Origin of the sequence: Paraburkholderia sp. RL18-101-BIB-B (assembly GCF_046026985.1) — a bacterium.
Taxonomy (GTDB): domain Bacteria; phylum Pseudomonadota; class Gammaproteobacteria; order Burkholderiales; family Burkholderiaceae; genus Paraburkholderia.
Window position 1 is genome coordinate 1 of sequence record NZ_JARESV010000038.1, and the last position, 15115, is coordinate 15115.

16 protein-coding genes are annotated in these 15115 nt (G+C 62.9%); 10 read left to right on the forward strand and 6 right to left on the reverse strand.

Annotated elements, in window-relative coordinates:
- The first annotated feature begins 167 nt into the window (after nt 1–167).
- On the forward strand, nt 168–1958 hold the full coding sequence (locus P0D73_RS34345) for an acyl-CoA dehydrogenase (protein ID WP_408290552.1): 1791 nt from the start codon (nt 168–170) through the stop codon (nt 1956–1958).
- A gap of 121 nt (nt 1959–2079) precedes the next feature.
- Here P0D73_RS34345 and P0D73_RS34350 read toward each other — a convergent pair whose 3' ends face one another.
- On the reverse strand, nt 2080–3366 hold the full coding sequence (locus P0D73_RS34350) for a D-amino acid dehydrogenase (RefSeq protein ID WP_408290550.1): 1287 nt from the start codon (nt 3364–3366) through the stop codon (nt 2080–2082).
- A gap of 168 nt (nt 3367–3534) precedes the next feature.
- On the opposite strand from P0D73_RS34350, the gene P0D73_RS34355 reads away from it, so the two are divergent.
- Together P0D73_RS34355 and P0D73_RS34360 are read left to right on the forward strand one after the other, a co-directional pair.
- Complete coding sequence (locus P0D73_RS34355; protein WP_007180908.1) at nt 3535–4023, forward strand: Lrp/AsnC ligand binding domain-containing protein; 489 nt, start codon at nt 3535–3537, stop codon at nt 4021–4023.
- A 98-nt stretch (nt 4024–4121) separates the two neighbouring features.
- The gene (locus P0D73_RS34360) at nt 4122–5267 is read left to right on the forward strand and encodes a PA0069 family radical SAM protein (RefSeq protein WP_408434866.1); all 1146 of its coding nucleotides are present in this window, start codon (nt 4122–4124) and stop codon (nt 5265–5267) included.
- A 16-nt stretch (nt 5268–5283) separates the two neighbouring features.
- Here P0D73_RS34360 and P0D73_RS34365 read toward each other — a convergent pair whose 3' ends face one another.
- Nucleotides 5284–5751, reverse strand: a complete 468-nt coding sequence (locus tag P0D73_RS34365) for an NINE protein (RefSeq protein WP_132373524.1) — start codon at nt 5749–5751, stop codon at nt 5284–5286.
- Nucleotides 5752–6024: 273 nt separating this feature from the next.
- A complete protein-coding gene (locus tag P0D73_RS34370) occupies nt 6025–7158 on the reverse strand; it encodes a PQQ-dependent sugar dehydrogenase (RefSeq protein WP_459252577.1) in 1134 nt (377 codons plus the stop codon).
- A gap of 223 nt (nt 7159–7381) precedes the next feature.
- Here P0D73_RS34370 and rpsP point away from each other — a divergent pair, with 223 nt between their 5' ends.
- The 6 genes from rpsP to P0D73_RS34400 all read left to right on the forward strand — a co-directional run bounded on the left by rpsP (nt 7382) and on the right by P0D73_RS34400 (nt 11690).
- Entirely contained in the window at nt 7382–7636 is a 255-nt protein-coding gene (gene rpsP, locus P0D73_RS34375; protein ID WP_007180912.1) for a 30S ribosomal protein S16, read from the forward strand.
- Between the two features lie 120 nt (nt 7637–7756).
- Nucleotides 7757–8503, forward strand: a complete 747-nt coding sequence (rimM, locus tag P0D73_RS34380) for a ribosome maturation factor RimM (protein WP_408434868.1) — start codon at nt 7757–7759, stop codon at nt 8501–8503.
- Nucleotides 8504–8527: 24 nt separating this feature from the next.
- Nucleotides 8528–9295: a tRNA (guanosine(37)-N1)-methyltransferase TrmD gene (gene trmD / locus P0D73_RS34385; protein WP_408181087.1), complete on the forward strand. Its 768-nt coding sequence runs from the start codon at nt 8528–8530 to the stop codon at nt 9293–9295.
- Nucleotides 9296–9440: 145 nt separating this feature from the next.
- A complete protein-coding gene (rplS, locus tag P0D73_RS34390) occupies nt 9441–9827 on the forward strand; it encodes a 50S ribosomal protein L19 (protein ID WP_074765043.1) in 387 nt (128 codons plus the stop codon).
- A gap of 93 nt (nt 9828–9920) precedes the next feature.
- The gene (locus P0D73_RS34395) at nt 9921–10637 is read left to right on the forward strand and encodes a CoA pyrophosphatase (RefSeq protein ID WP_408290541.1); all 717 of its coding nucleotides are present in this window, start codon (nt 9921–9923) and stop codon (nt 10635–10637) included.
- A 114-nt stretch (nt 10638–10751) separates the two neighbouring features.
- On the forward strand, nt 10752–11690 hold the full coding sequence (locus tag P0D73_RS34400; RefSeq protein ID WP_115102193.1) for a CobD/CbiB family protein: 939 nt from the start codon (nt 10752–10754) through the stop codon (nt 11688–11690).
- 110 nt (nt 11691–11800) lie between these two features.
- Here the strand turns inward: P0D73_RS34400 and P0D73_RS34405 are convergent, their stop codons facing one another.
- The 3 genes from P0D73_RS34405 to P0D73_RS34415 are packed head-to-tail and all read right to left on the reverse strand — an operon-like array spanning nt 11801 to nt 14329.
- Entirely contained in the window at nt 11801–12121 is a 321-nt protein-coding gene (locus P0D73_RS34405; protein WP_408290562.1) for a putative signal transducing protein, read from the reverse strand.
- A 1-nt stretch (nt 12122) separates the two neighbouring features.
- Nucleotides 12123–13073: a ribosome small subunit-dependent GTPase A gene (rsgA, locus tag P0D73_RS34410; RefSeq protein ID WP_408434870.1), complete on the reverse strand. Its 951-nt coding sequence runs from the start codon at nt 13071–13073 to the stop codon at nt 12123–12125.
- Entirely contained in the window at nt 13070–14329 is a 1260-nt protein-coding gene (locus P0D73_RS34415; protein WP_408434872.1) for a M48 family metallopeptidase, read from the reverse strand. The genes rsgA and P0D73_RS34415 overlap by 4 nt, the downstream gene beginning before the upstream one ends.
- A gap of 167 nt (nt 14330–14496) precedes the next feature.
- On the opposite strand from P0D73_RS34415, the gene orn reads away from it, so the two are divergent.
- A complete protein-coding gene (orn, locus tag P0D73_RS34420) occupies nt 14497–15108 on the forward strand; it encodes an oligoribonuclease (RefSeq protein ID WP_408318344.1) in 612 nt (203 codons plus the stop codon).
- Nucleotides 15109–15115: the final 7 nt, after the last annotated feature.

The window sequence follows — 15115 nt, forward strand, 5'->3', positions numbered from 1 at the left end:
CGATTACGGTCTGGTGGGCGATCTGTTCACGCTCGTGCCCGAACTCGTTAGCGAACTCGGTTAAGCGCCGTAACGCCGCATAGAAGGCGTCTGGCAGCACATGAAGGGCGTGGGACCGATCAAGTCCAGCGCCCTTTTTTTATATCAGAAGCGGGAGGAGAACTGAAATGAGCTATACGGCGCCCATCAAGGACATGCTGTTCGTGATGAAAGAACTGGCCGGTCTCGAAGACATCGCGACCTTGCCGGGCTTCGAAGACGCGAACCTCGAGACGGCGCAAGCCGTCCTCGAAGAGTCGGCGAAACTGTGCGGTGGCGTGCTGGCGCCGTTGAATGCAGAAGGCGATCGCAATCCGAGCAGCTGGAAAGACGGCGTGGTCACCGCGACGCCCGGCTTCAAGGAAGCGTTTCGCCAGTTCGGCGAAGGCGGCTGGCAAGGCGTGCAACATCCCGTCGACTACGAAGGCCAAGGCCTGCCGAAGCTGATCGCGACGCCGTGCGTCGAAATGCTCAACGCGTCGAATTTGTCGTTCGCGCTGTGTCCGCTGCTGACCGACGGCGCGATCGAAGCGCTGCTCACCGCCGGCACCGAAGCGCAAAAACAAACCTATGTGCCGAAGCTGATTTCCGGCGAGTGGACCGGCACGATGAACCTGACCGAGCCGCAAGCCGGTTCCGATCTCGCGTTGGTACGCACGCGCGCCGAGCCGCAAGGCGACGGTTCGTTCAAGCTGTTCGGCACGAAGATTTTCATCACCTGGGGCGAGCACGACATGGCGAAGAACATCGCGCATCTCGTGCTGGCCCGCACGCCGAATGCGCCGGAAGGCGTGAAGGGCATTTCGCTCTTTATCGTGCCGAAGTTTCTCGTCAATGAAGACGGTTCGCTCGGCGAACGCAACGACGTGCATTGCGTGTCGATCGAACACAAGCTCGGCATCAAGGCGAGCCCGACCGCGGTGCTGCAATTCGGCGACCACGGCGGCGCGATCGGTCATCTGATCGGCGAAGAAAATCGCGGTCTGGAATACATGTTCATCATGATGAACGCGGCGCGGTTCGCTGTCGGCATGCAAGGCGTCGGCATTTCGGATCGCGCTTATCAGAAGGCGGTCGCGTACGCGAAAGATCGCGTGCAAAGCCGTCCCGTGGATGGTTCCGCGAAGCAGCCGGTCGCGATCATTCAACATCCGGACGTGCGCCGTATGCTTGCCACCATGCGCGGCCTCACCGAAGCGTCTCGCGCGCTGGCGTACGTGGCCGCGGCGCACTGCGACATCGCGCATCGTCATGCGGACGAAGGCAAGCGCGCCGAACATCAGGCGATCTACGAGTACCTCGTGCCGATCGTGAAGGGCTGGAGCACGGAGTTGTCGATCGACGTCACGAGCCTCGGCGTGCAGGTGCATGGCGGCATGGGCTTCATCGAAGAAACCGGCGCCGCGCAGTACTACCGCGATGCGCGCATTCTGACGATCTACGAAGGCACGACCGCGATTCAGGCCAACGACCTGATCGGCCGCAAGACCGTGCGGGACGGCGGCAAGGTGGCGAAGTCGCTGCTCGCCGAGGTGGCTGAAACGATCGAGGCACTCGGCGCGCAGCAAGGCCCGGCGTTCGATTCGATGAAGAAGTATCTCGCGCAGGGCCAGCGCTCGTTGAGCGCGGCGGTCGATTTCGTCGTGGCCAACACGAAGGGCGATCCGAACGCGGTGTTCGCAGGCAGCGTGCCGTATCTGACGCTCGCGGGCATCGTGCTGGGCGGCTGGCAGATGGCGCGTGCGTTGCTCGTGGCGGCTCAGAAGCGCGACGAAGACCCGTCGTTCTACGGCGCCAAGATCGCGACCGCGCAGTTCTATGCGGAGCATGTGCTGCCGCTGGCGTCGGCGCTCGAAGCGTCGATTGTCAGCGCGAAGGGTGGAGAGAGTGTGCTGGCTTTGTCGGAAGATCAGTTCTGAGTTAGCTTCTGCTTCGCTTAAAAACAAACGGCGCCTTGTGAGGCGCCGTTTGTTTTTGTCGCGCTGGTCTGTCAGATCGCAAACCAGCGCCACCGCTTTCGCGAAGCGTCGTCGTTAAACCTTAAGCATAAGCCGGGCGATGCGCGCCGCCGATCTCGCCGAGATAGCGATGCACCGACAGATCGTCCGCCTTGATGGCCGGTTGCTTGCCCGACATCACGTCGGCGAGCAGTTGACCGGAGCCGCACGACATCGTCCAGCCCAGCGTGCCGTGGCCCGTGTTCAGGAACAGGTTCGGCACGGGAGTGCGGCCGACGATCGGCGTGCCGTCCGGCGTCATCGGACGCAGACCGGTCCAGAAGCTGGCCTTCGACGTATCGCCGCCGCCCGGGAACAGATCGTTCACGCACAATTCCAGCGTTTCGCGACGCGCCTGGCGCAGCGATTTGTCGAAGCCGACGATCTCGGCCATGCCGCCCACACGAATCCGGTCGTCGAAACGGGTGATCGCGATCTTGTACGTTTCGTCGAGCACGGTCGACACTGGCGCCGACGCTTCGTTGACGATCGGCGCGGTGATCGAATAACCCTTGAGCGGATAGACCGGAATCTTCACCAGACCGGACAGGAACTGGGTCGAGTACGAACCCAGCGCGACGACGAACGAATCCGCGCGCACCAGTTCCTCGCCGCACTTCACGCCGGCGATGCGGCCACCCGCCATCGCGAGTGCGTCGATCGGCGTGTTGTAGCGGAATTTGACGCCGAGTTCCTCAGCCAGCGCGGCGAGCCGCGTGGTGAACATCTGGCAGTCGCCGGTTTCGTCGCCCGGCAGGCGCAGACCGCCGCTCAGCTTGTGCGACACCGCGGCGAGCGCCGGTTCGGCACGCGCGAGTTCAGTCGGCGACAGCAGTTCATACGGCACATTGGCTTCCTGCAGCACGGCGATATCTTTCGCGGCGCCGTCGAATTGCTGCTGCGTGCGGAACACCTGAAGCGTGCCGCCAGCGCGGCCTTCGTACTGAATGCCGGTTTCAGCGCGCAGCGCTTGCAGGCAGTCGCGGCTGTATTCGGCGAGGCGGACCATGCGGCCCTTGTTCACTGCATAACGCGACGACGTGCAGTTCTGCAGCATCTGCCACATCCATTGCAGCTGGAATTGCGTGCCGTCGAGGCGAATCGCCAGCGGCGCGTGCTTCTGGAACATCCACTTGACGGCCTTTAGCGGCACGCCAGGCGCGGCCCACGGCGACGCGTAGCCCGGCGAAATCTGGCCGGCATTGGCGAAACTGGTTTCGAGCGCCGGGCCGGCCTCGCGATCGATCACGGTCACTTCGTGCCCCGCGCGCGCCAGGTAATACGCGCTGGTCACGCCGACGACGCCACTGCCCAAAACGACGACTCGCATAGCTGCTCCAGGTATTCAAAATGAGATCTGAGGGCGATGCGCTCGTCGATACGTTGGAATTCGTTCGATTCACGAGGTGTAATGCGGCTCGCCCAGTGTTAACCGCTATACTATTAACAGTGAGGTAGGTTTTGTTATTGTATTTTCAAGATTTTCAGAAAAAACACCATGCGTACACAGCGCCAACCGGTCCGGGCTCTCGACAAACTCGATCACAAGATCCTGCGGCTGCTGCAACAGGACGGCCGCATGGCCATGAAAGACCTGGCCGAACAGGTTGGACTGTCGGTCACGCCGTGCATCGAGCGCGTCAAGCGGATGGAGCGCGACGGCGTGATCACCGGCTACCACGCGCGCGTGAACCCGGCGGAATTGGGCGCGGCACTGCTCGTGTTCGTCGAGATCACGCTGGATCACAAGAGCGGCAACATGTTCGACCAGTTCCGACGCGAGGTGCAGAAGATTCCGGAAGTGCTGGAATGCCACCTCGTGTCGGGCGATTTCGACTATCTGATCAAGGCGCGCATCGGCGAAATGGCCGACTACCGGAAGCTGCTGGGCGACATCCTGCTGCAACTGCCCGGCGCGGTGCAGTCGAAAAGCTACGTGGTGATGGAAGAGATCAAGGAAACGCTGACGATCGCGGTCGGCGATTAGGCGGCGCGACGGCGCAGGGCGGGGCTCGACAAACGGCGTAAACACTGTATATTTGTACAGGTGTTTTGCGCCGTTTTTCGTTTTTGCGTGTGCCAGCCGTGACCGACTCCAACCCTCACTTCGTCAACGAATTTCCGATCGCACCGCCCGTGCCTCGCAAGGGCCGTGGCGCGGTGACGAACTTGCAAGGCCGCTACGAAGTCGACCAGCGCGAAGCGGTGGACGACGGCTGGCTGTCGTCGCCGGAAGACGATGACGAGCCCAAGGTCTTGCGCACGCAGGTCTTCGAAGAGCGGGCCAAGACCATTCTCACGCGCAACGCGTCGCCGGATATTCCGTTCAGCGTGTCGCTGAACCCCTATCGCGGCTGCGAGCATGGCTGCATTTATTGCTTTGCGCGGCCCACGCACGCTTATCTGGGGCTGTCGCCGGGACTCGACTTCGAAAGCCGGATCTACGCCAAGGTCAATGCGCCGGAGTTGCTCGAGCGGGAACTGTCGAAGAAGTCGTACGTGCCGGAGCCAATCGCGCTAGGCGTCAATACGGACGCCTGGCAACCGGTCGAGCGCGACTTGCGGCTCACGCGCAGGGTGATCGAAGTGCTCAGCGAGCGTCAGCATCCGTTTGCGGCGATCACCAAGTCGTCGCTGATCGAACGCGAACTCGATTTGCTGGCGCCCATGGCGGCGCGCGGGCAATTCATGGCGGCCATCACCATTACCACGCTGGACGCGGACATCGCTCGCACGCTGGAACCGCGGGCGGCCACGCCGTCGCGGCGGCTGCGCACCATCCGCACCTTGAGCGAGGCGGGCATTCCGGTCGGCGTCAGCATCGCGCCGGTGATTCCGTTCGTCACCGAACCGGATATGGAACGCGTGCTGGAGGCCTGTGCTGAGGCCGGCGCAAGCAATGCGAGCTATATCGTGCTGCGTCTTCCTTGGGAAGTCGCGCCGCTATTCAAGGATTGGCTCGCCGCGCACTTTCCCGATCGCGCTGACCGGGTGATGAGCCGCGTGCGGGACATGCGCGGCGGCAAGGACTACGACTCGTCCTTCTCCACGCGCATGAAGGGCGAAGGCTTGTGGGCCGATTTGCTCAAGCAGCGATTCCACAAGGCGGTGCGCCGGCTGGGCCTGAACCGGCGCGACCGCGGCATTCTGGATATGTCGCACTTTCGCCGGGTCGAGGCGGCGCGTCCCGCCGAACCGGCACGCGATGATCCTCAGCTGGATCTTTTTTAGCGCGGTGCGCGCCGGATCACTGTGAGAGCGCTTTCGCCGCCTGCACCTGACTTTCGAAGTAGGTCTGGAACGAAATGGCGAGGCCGGTCATCAGCAGGAAGGCGCCGATCAGCAGCGAAAAAATCACGATGAAAATGACCGTCCAGCCGGAGCGGCTTTTGCGTTGGGTCTGAGCGTTGAACTGTGCGTCCCACTTTTCGTCCGGGCGCAACCCGTAGACGATCGCGGCAAGAAACGCCGCGAGTAGCGAGACCGCGCCGGGAAAGGCCAGCGCCCAGCCGAGCATCGACGACCGTTCGCTGGCTACCAGCAGCATGGCGCCCGGAATGCCGATCAGCGTGCCGATCACGTGAGCCCAACCGTAGATGTCGCGCATGCCGTACAGATAGAAGCGATGCGCGCCAAGGCTGCCGAAGAAGAACGCCAGGGCGGCGGTAATCGTCTTGGATCTGAAACGCGGGGAAGTCGAAACAAGGGTGGACATGTAGGCCAGAGCAGAGTGACAGGCGGTCGAAAGGAGCGGCGCGCGGGCTCGCGCGGACCGACGCGCATTCTACGCCCGCCGCAGGCCGCCGGTCACGTGACGGGTGGTCGCGGTCGCGGGACGGGTGGTGCGAGAAGCATTGGAGCGAGTCGGTCGGCCGAGCGGGTTGTGTGAGATACGCCGGATCGGAAGGCCGCGAGCGTGGCAATTTCGACTGACTGGCCGGACTTTCCGAGCGCCCGGCGTTCAAGGCGGTGAGTCGCTTGAGGCACGCTACGGCGCCGAATAGGTGACGCGATAGACAGCGCCGGCGTAATCGTCGCTGATCAGGAGCGAACCATCGGGCAGTGGCAACACGTCGGCCGGGCGCCCCCACTCGCTCTCGCCGGACTGAAGCCAGCCTTCGGCAAAGACTTCCTGGCGCGCGTTGCTGCCGTCCGGGTCCGTAGTCACGTGGACTACGCGATAGCCGATCTTCTTGCTGCGATTCCACGATCCGTGCTCGGCGATAAAAATACTGTTCCGGTAAGCGGGCGGAAACATCGAGCCGCTGTAAAAGCGCATGCCGAGCGCTGCGACATGAGCACCGAGTTTGACCACGGGCGGCGTAAACGCGCTGCACGGATGGTCCTTGCCGAACTCGGGATCGGGCGTGTCGCCGCCGTGGCAGTACGGAAAGCCGAAATCCATCCCGGCGCGCGGCGCGCGGTTGAGCTTGTCGTCCGGCACGTCGTCGCCCAGCAGGTCGCGGCCGTTGTCGGTGAACCACAGTTCGTGCGTCACCGGATGCCACGCGAAGCCGACCGAGTTGCGGATGCCGCGCGCCACGACCTCGTAGTGACTGCCGTCCGGATCCATGCGGCCGATCAGTGCGAAGCGGTTGCGATCTTTCAGGCAGACGTTGCAGGGCGCGCCTTGCGGCACGTATAGCTTGCCGTCCGGGCCGAACGCTATGAATTTCCAGCCGTGGTGCGTCTCCGTGGGTAATGTATCGATCACGACGGCGGGTTTGGGCGGATCGTTCAGATGGGTGTCGATCGCATCGAAGCGTACAATTTTCGACACCTCGGAGACGTAGAGCGCGCCATCGTGCCACGCCACGCCCGCTGGCGTTTCCAGCCCGGACGCGATCACATGGCGCGCCGTGACGCGTCCGTTTTGCAATTCGAGCGCGTACACGTGGCCGTCGAGGCTGCCTATATAAAGAATGCCCTTCGGCGAGAGCGCCATGGCTCGCGCGCTCGGCACGGCGTCCGACAAGACCGCGATATGGAAGCCTGGCGGCAGTTTGATTCGGTCCACCGGCAAAGCGGCGAGCGCCGGCAGGGCGGTTGCGGCGAGCAACACGGCGGCGCCTGCGCGCAGGCCCCGGCTTCGCAAAGCGAGCGCCAAGACGGCAATCCGCATGGCGGCGGTAAAAAAAGCGCGCAAAAACACAATTGGCAGCAGGAGTTTCACGGGCGCTCCGTCAGGTGATTCGGGCGTTTCGACGTGGTTCCGGGCTCCCGCCTGTATGGCCGGCGCAACCCCGTCGCTCAGTTTATCCGGGTAAGTGTTTGTTATGGCGTCGGTTTCCCGCTATAATCGCGTGTTTCAGTCGTTCCGAACCCCGGTTTTCAAGGATTCTAGTATGGTCATCATCCGCTTGGCTCGTGGCGGCTCCAAGAAGCGCCCGTTCTACAACATCGTCGCAACCGATTCGCGTAACCGTCGTGACGGCCGCTTCATCGAGCGCGTTGGCTTCTACAACCCGGTCGCTACGAAGGGTGAGTCCCTGCGTATCGCTCAGGACCGCCTGACGTATTGGCAAGGCGTTGGCGCACAACTGTCGCCGACCGTCGAGCGTCTCGTGAAGGAAGCTGCAAAGGCGCAGCCGGCTGCTTAATGGTGGCTAGCATGCGTATCGTCGTCGGGTCGACCGGCGGCTCGCGCGGTGTGCGTGAGCAGTCCGATGCGCGAGTTGTTTTGCTGAAGCAGGCGTCGAAGCTGGCAGCGAGGTTCTCTTATGTCTGAGCGTGATTTCGGCAGTTCTGGTCGCGTAAAGGCACAAGCGACAAAAGCAGCAGCAGCCCCGCGCGCGAAGACGTCTGATCAGGCGCCGTTCGGTGCATTCGTCCGCAAGACGGTCGAAAAAGCAGAAGGCAAGGCGAAAGCCAATGTTGCAAACGCCGGTTCCGGTGCAGGAGAAATGCGCATGGAAACGGTGGAAACCTGGCCGGCCGACGCGGTTGAGGTTGGCGCAATCGTCGACGCATACGGCCTCAAAGGCTGGGTCAAGGTAGCCGCTCATGCGGATGCCGGGCATGGCGGCGATGCTTTGCTGAGCGCGAAGCGCTGGTGGCTGCTCAAAGGCCAGGAGCGCAAGTCGGCGCCGTCGTTGCAAGCGAAAACGCATAGCGACAGTGTGGTTGCCCATCTGGGCGGCGTCACTGACCGTGATGTGGCGCTGGCACTGCGCGGCTCACGCGTCTATATCAGCCGCAGCGAATTTCCGGCCCTCGAAGCCGACGAATTCTACTGGGTCGACCTGCTTGGCCTCGATGTGGTGAACGTTGCCGGGGTCAATCTCGGCAAGGTTGCAGACATGATCGACAACGGTGCGCACTCGGTGATGCGTATCGAATATCCGGCTACCGACAAAAGCGGCAAGCCGGCAACCGGCGAGCGTTTGATCCCGTTCGTCGGCGTCTTTGTCAAAACGGTGGACCAGGCGGCGAAGCAGATCACTGTCGACTGGGAAGCCGATTACTAAATAATTCGCTGAATGGAGAGAGCGATGCAGTTCGATGTCGTCACGCTCTTTCCTGACATGTTTCGCGCGCTGACCGACTGGGGTATCACCAGCCGTGCGGCGAAGCAGGAGCGCTACGGGTTGCGTACGTGGAATCCGCGCGATTTCACCACCGACAACTACCGCACGATCGACGATCGCCCGTACGGCGGCGGCCCCGGCATGGTGATGCTGGCCAAGCCGCTGGAAGACGCGATCGGCGCGGCGAAAGCAGCGCAGGCGGAGCAGGGCATCGGCGCGTCGCGCGTCGTGATGATGTCGCCGCAAGGCGCCACTCTGAATCACGACCGTGTCATGCAGTTCGCGGCCGAACCCGGTCTGATCCTGTTGTGCGGGCGCTATGAAGCGATCGATCAGCGTTTGCTGGACCGTGTCGTCGATGAAGAAGTCAGCCTTGGCGACTTCGTGCTGTCGGGCGGCGAATTGCCGGCCATGGCCTTGATGGATGCCGTGGTGCGTCAGTTGCCCGGTGTGCTCAACGACTCGCAGTCGGCGGTGCAGGATAGTTTTGTCGACGTGCTGCTGGATTGCCCGCATTACACGCGCCCCGAGGAATACGACGGCGTGCGTGTGCCCGATGTGCTGCTCGGCGGCCATCATGCGGAGATCGAAGCGTGGCGTCGGCGGGAAGCCTTGCGCAACACGTTGAACAAACGGCCCGATCTGATCGTGAAGGCCAGAAAGAACAAGATGTTGAGCCGTGCCGACGAGGCATGGCTTGCGAGTCTCGCGAAGGAAGAGTCGAAGGCGTAAAGCCTTGGGTCTTTCGAGCGGACATTAGGCGGCGCCGCGCATGCGTGCACGGCGCCAGATGTGAACCCATCCTCTATCGGGGCCGTAGCCAAGTGTTTTCACGAGGCAGGTACGAACGTCGACAAGATGGACTTAGGAGTCAGTGATGAATCTGATTGCAATTCTCGAGCAGGAAGAAATCGGCCGCGCTCTCGGCGAGAAAACCATCCCCGAATTCGCTCCCGGCGATACGGTGATCGTCAGCGTGAACGTGGTTGAAGGCACGCGTAAGCGTGTTCAGGCTTACGAAGGCGTCGTGATCGCCAAGCGTAATCGTGGTCTGAATTCGTCGTTCATCGTCCGCAAGATTTCGTCGGGCGAAGGCGTCGAGCGTACGTTCCAGACGTACTCGCCGCTGCTGGCAAGCATCGTCGTGAAGCGTCGTGGCGATGTGCGTCGTGCGAAGCTGTACTACCTGCGCGACCGTTCGGGCAAGTCGGCCCGGATCAAGGAAAAGCTGGTCTCGAAAGACCGCGCTGCTTCCCAAGCGTAAATGCTGTAAGAAAAAGCACCCCTCGCGGGTGCTTTTTTGTTTGCCAGGTCAAAATAGCGGAATGTCCCCTATCCGCTCATTTCGAGAGACCCGTTGACCCGCCCCGTCTTTGAGCCTGAAACCCTGCCTGTCGAAGCGACAGGCGCCGATCTGCCGCCGGTGGCGGGCGCGCGTCTCACGCCTGATGGCCTGCGCGCCCGCTTCGAGCAGCGTCTTGCCTGGACCCCCGAGCTCGTCGTCGATGCGCCCTGGCGCGATGCCCACGCCGATCCGCGCGTCGCGGCGGTACTGGTGCCGCTGGTGGTCCGCGAGCACGGCCTGACCGTGCTGCTGACGCAGCGTGCCGACCATCTGAACGATCACGCTGGCCAGGTGAGCTTTCCAGGCGGCCGCCACGAACCGTTCGACGCCGATGCCACGGCCACCGCGCTGCGGGAAGCGGAGGAGGAGGTCGGCCTCGATCCATCGCGCGTGGAAATTCTCGGCGCATTGCCCGACTATCTGACGGGCACCGGTTTTCGTGTGACGCCGGTGATCGGCCTCGTGCATCCGCCGTTCACGGTGAAGGCGGACGCGCTCGAAGTGGCCGAAGTCTTCGAAGTGCCGCTCGCCTTCCTGATGAACCCCATGCACCACGAAGTGCGCGTGTTCCGCTATGAAGGCGGCGAGCGCCGTTTTTTCGCGATGCCGTATCCGCGCGCCGCATCGGCTGAACCCGAGGAGAACGGCAGCGAAGTCGGCAGCCACTATTTCATCTGGGGCGCGACGGCGGCGATGCTGCGCAACTTCTATCGCTTCCTTGCGGCCTGAGTTGCACCGGACTGTGCAGTTGTCAGGTGTTTGTCGACGTCCGCGCTCAGTGGCATCCGACCCTGTGCTATCGTTATAAAACAATCGTAAAACTCGAAAAGCACGGCGCATCGCATGACTTTTTTCTCCGTATTGCTGGCTCTGATCATTGAACAGGTACGCGCGTTGTCGCCGAACAATCCGGTGTCGGCGTTGCTTCAATACCATGCGGAGTCGGCGGCGCACGGATTCGATGCCGGCAAGCCGAAGCACGGCTTGCTCGCCTGGCTCGTGGTGGTGGTGCCCTGGACGCTGGCCGTCGCGCTCGTCTACTACGTGCTCTATCACATTCACTTTGCGCTGGCGTTCCTGTGGAACGTCGCGGTGCTGTACTTCACGCTGGGCTTCCGCCAGTTCAGCCACTACTTCACGGACATCCACCTCGCGTTGAATAACGACGACGTGCCGCGCGCGCGTGAGATCCTGAACGAATGGACCGGGCTCGATACCGTCGACATGCCTGTCAGCGAGATCGTGCGCCATACGTTGATTCATGCGGTGGTCGCTTCGCATCGGCACGTGTTCGGCGTGTTCTTCTGGTTTCTGATTCCGGTCGGCCCGGCGGGCGCGGTGCTGTATCGGATTGCCGAATATCTGGCGCGCACGTGGGCACGGCCGGTCGACGACCGCACGGTCGCGTTTTCGAGCTTCGCGCAGCGCGCCTTCTTCGTGATCGACTGGGTGCCGGCGCGGCTGACGTCGCTGGGTTTCGCGATCGTCGGCAATTTCGAAGACGCGATTTATGCATGGCGCAACCATGCGCGCCAGTGGCCGGATGCGAACGACGGCGTGTTGCTGGCCGCGGGCAGCGGTGCGTTGGGCGCACGTCTGAGCGGGCCGCTGGCTGAACCGTCGAGCCTCGACGCGCTCGCCACCGGCGACGGCGGCCCGATGCAGGTCGGCGACGACTGCACGCCGCGCACGCTGCAATCGGCCGTGGGTCTGGTGTGGCGCGCGGTGGTGTTGTGGATGATTTTGCTGCTGATGCTGACGATCGCGGTGTGGCTGGCTTGACGTCGCTACGCTAGGCGCTGCTCGCTACGAAAAAAGCCGGACAAACAATGTCCGGCTTTTTTTATCCGCTCATGCCGCTGCCACGATCAGCACGGTCAATAACGAGCCCTTCACCCATCCCGCGGATCGCGCGCCGTCCCACACTGCCAGCACACCGTAAACTGCGCTTCGAGCGTCTCACCACACTGACGACATCGCCAGCCAGGCGACCCCGCCGCCGGCCCATGCAACGCCGCGTCGATCAACCTCCGCGCCATCGCCTCATCGCGTTCGTCGACGAGCCAAAGCTCCGGCGAGCACTGATCCGCGGGAATATCGCCGAGCGCGCCGTTCAGGTAGCGGTTGTGCAACTCGCAAGCAATGCCCGCGGTCGCCAGCACATTGACCCAATGCTGTCCGATGATCAGATTCGGCGCGCGCATCAGTTTCATGTCAGCGGACGATCTGACTGGCTTCATGCACGAGTTGCGCATACAACGCATGCCGTTCGCGGCGGATGCGGCCGTCCGCGACCGCTTCGAGAATCGCGCAACCGGGCTCATGCAGGTGATGGCAATTGTAGAACCGGCAGTTCGGCAGCAACGGCCGGAACTCCGGAAACGCGCGCTCCAGCCGGCCTTCGGTCAGATGATGCAGGCCGAATTCCTGGAAGCCCGGCGAGTCGATCAACGCGCCGCCTTCGCCGTCCGCGCTGTCGAGCAGCGGATAGAGACGCGTGAAAGTCGTCGTATGGCGCCCGCTGTTCAACGCAGTAGAAATTTCGCGCGTGGCGACTTCGGCATCAGGAATCAGCAGATTCACGAGCGTCGATTTGCCCATGCCGGACTGGCCGAGCAACAGCGTCGAATGACCGTGCAGATGTTCGATCAGCGCGGCACGCGCGGCTTCGGGCTGCATCTTGATCGACACTTCCACGACCGTATACCCCAGCGCGCGATACGATTCGAGCCGCTTGCGCGCGCCTTCGAGCGCTTCGGTCACGTCGGTCTTGTTCAGCACGATCAACGGCCTCAACTCGTTCGCCTCAGCGGCGACGAGTGCGCGCCCGAGCAGGTCTTCGCTGAAATGAGGTTCAGTGGCGAGCACGATTAATAGCTGATCGAGGTTTGCAGCGAACAGTTTCGACTTGTACTGATCCGAGCGATACAGCAGATTGCGCCGCTCGCCGATTTCGACGATCACGCCCTGGTCCGCCGAAGCCAGCTCATAAATCACGCGATCGCCGACCGCCACTTCGCTGCGCTTGCCGCGCGGAAAGCATTGGAGCATGGCGCCGCCGTCATCCGGTGCGACCAGATAGTGGCGGCCATGCGCGGCCACCACGAGGCCGCCTACGCGCGCGCTGGACGGCGCGCGCGGCGCTTTCGGGGAGCGGCCGCTCATGCGTGCCGCAGCAGGCGGTCGATCCGCTGCGACGCCGGCGGATGCGAATAGTAGAACGCGGTGTAGAGCGGATCGGGCGTCAGGGTCGACGCATTGTCCTCGTACAGCTTGACGAGCGCGTTGACGAGGTCTTGCGCATCGGTCTGCGTCGCGGCGAACGCGTCGGCTTCGAACTCGTGCTTGCGTGAGCCGAGGCTGCCGAGCGGCGTCACGAAGAACAGGAACACCGGCAGCGCGAGGAAGAACAGCACCAGCGCGAGGCCGCTATTGCCGCCGATCAGCGACGGCCGCACGCCCAGCCCTTCGTAGAACCACACGCACTGCGTGAGCCAGCCGAGCAGGGCGAGCATCGCGAGACTGATCGCGAAGGTGACGAGCATGCGTTTGATCACATGACGACGCTTGAAGTGGCCGAGTTCGTGCGCGAGCACGGCTTCGATCTCGCTGCCCGACAGGCGCGCGAGCAGCGTGTCGAAGAACACGATCCGCTTGGCCGCGCCGAAGCCGGTGAAGTAGGCGTTGCCGTGTGCCGAACGGCGGCTGCCGTCCATCACGAAGAGGCCCTTGGCGGCGAAGCCGCAGCGCTGCATCAGCGCCTCGATGCGGCTTTTCAGCGCTTCGTCCTTGAGCGGCTCGAACTTGTTGAAAAGCGGCGCGATAAACGACGGATACAGCACCAGCACGAGCATCTGAAAGGCGACCCACACGATCCACGTCCACAGCCACCACAGGCTGCCGGCCTGGTTCATCAACCACAGCACGACGAACAGCAGCGGCAGGCCGAACGCGGCGCCGAGCAGCACGCCCTTGATCCGGTCGACGAAGAAAATGCCTTTGCTCATGCGGTTGAAGCCGAAGCGCTGCTCGACCACGAACTGCCGGTAGTAGTCGAACGGCAGGTCGATCGCGCTGGTGATCGCGATCACCGCCGCGACCAGTGCGATCTGGCCGACGTAACCACGGCCGAGCCAGTCGGAGATGCCCAGATCGAGCGCTTGCACGCCGCCGAGCAGCGTGAGGCCGATCAGCACCGCCGCGCTGACGACGATCTCGATCATGGTGAGGCGGGTGCGCTCGACGGTGTAGTCGGCGGCGCGCTGGTGCGCGGTCAGCGCGATGGTGCCGGCGAACTGGCTCGGCACCTGCTCGCGATGGCCGGCCACGAAGCGGATCTGCCGCGACGCGAGCCACAGTTTGGTGCCGACCATAGCCACGACGGCGATGACGAACAGAACGGTGAAGTACAGGGTAGGCATCCGGGGATTCCGTGGTATCTATGCGAGAATTATATGTTTCTTCCCGCCTCGCGGCGGGGGATGGGCTCAAACTAGCCCAAACCAGCTTAATCCAATCTCAAACGAACAATTGCCGCGGCAGGCGGGCTTGCAGAGAAGCCGTTTGCCCGGCCATCAGGGCTGCCTTCATGACTGACATCCTCGCATCCACCGAACAGCCGCCGCTCGTGCGCAGCGACATGAATCTCGTCTGGCTGGACATGGAAATGACCGGGCTCGAGCCCGACTCCGACCGCATCATCGAAATCGCGGTAGTGGTGACGAATTCGACGCTCGACAGGATGGTCGAAGGTCCGGTACTGGCGATTCATCAGAGCGACGAGACGCTCGCCAAAATGGATCAGTGGAATCAGAACACGCACGGCCGCTCGGGCCTGATCGACCGCGTGAAGGCGTCCACGGTGAGCGAGGCCGACGCCACCGAACAGATCCGCGATTTCCTGAGCGTCTACGTGCCGCCGGGCAAATCGCCGATGTGCGGCAACTCGATCTGCCAGGACCGCCGCTTCATGGCACGCTGGATGCCGGATCTGGAGCGCTTCTTCCATTACCGCAATCTCGACGTCAGCACGCTGAAGGAACTGTGCCGCCGCTGGCAGCCGGCCATCTACAAGGGCTTCCAGAAACGCGCGATGCACACGGCGCTGGCCGATATCCACGAGTCGATCGACGAGCTGAAGTACTACCGCGAGCACTTCCTGATCCCGTCGGCACCGGACCCCGCAGACGGCGCGGAATAAAACTGCG

Coding starts and splice junctions, on each gene's coding strand:
- P0D73_RS34345 (WP_408290552.1), top strand. CDS start 168: ATGAGCTATACGGCGCCCATCAAGGACATGCTGTTCGTGATGAAAGAA.
- P0D73_RS34350 (WP_408290550.1), bottom strand. CDS start 3,366: ATGCGAGTCGTCGTTTTGGGCAGTGGCGTCGTCGGCGTGACCAGCGCG.
- P0D73_RS34355 (WP_007180908.1), top strand. CDS start 3,535: ATGCGTACACAGCGCCAACCGGTCCGGGCTCTCGACAAACTCGATCAC.
- P0D73_RS34365 (WP_132373524.1), bottom strand. CDS start 5,751: ATGTCCACCCTTGTTTCGACTTCCCCGCGTTTCAGATCCAAGACGATT.
- P0D73_RS34370 (WP_459252577.1), bottom strand. CDS start 7,158: ATGCGGATTGCCGTCTTGGCGCTCGCTTTGCGAAGCCGGGGCCTGCGC.
- rpsP (WP_007180912.1), top strand. CDS start 7,382: ATGGTCATCATCCGCTTGGCTCGTGGCGGCTCCAAGAAGCGCCCGTTC.
- rimM (WP_408434868.1), top strand. CDS start 7,757: ATGTCTGAGCGTGATTTCGGCAGTTCTGGTCGCGTAAAGGCACAAGCG.
- trmD (WP_408181087.1), top strand. CDS start 8,528: ATGCAGTTCGATGTCGTCACGCTCTTTCCTGACATGTTTCGCGCGCTG.
- rplS (WP_074765043.1), top strand. CDS start 9,441: ATGAATCTGATTGCAATTCTCGAGCAGGAAGAAATCGGCCGCGCTCTC.
- P0D73_RS34400 (WP_115102193.1), top strand. CDS start 10,752: ATGACTTTTTTCTCCGTATTGCTGGCTCTGATCATTGAACAGGTACGC.
- P0D73_RS34405 (WP_408290562.1), bottom strand. CDS start 12,121: ATGAAACTGATGCGCGCGCCGAATCTGATCATCGGACAGCATTGGGTC.
- rsgA (WP_408434870.1), bottom strand. CDS start 13,073: ATGAGCGGCCGCTCCCCGAAAGCGCCGCGCGCGCCGTCCAGCGCGCGC.
- P0D73_RS34415 (WP_408434872.1), bottom strand. CDS start 14,329: ATGCCTACCCTGTACTTCACCGTTCTGTTCGTCATCGCCGTCGTGGCT.
- orn (WP_408318344.1), top strand. CDS start 14,497: ATGACTGACATCCTCGCATCCACCGAACAGCCGCCGCTCGTGCGCAGC.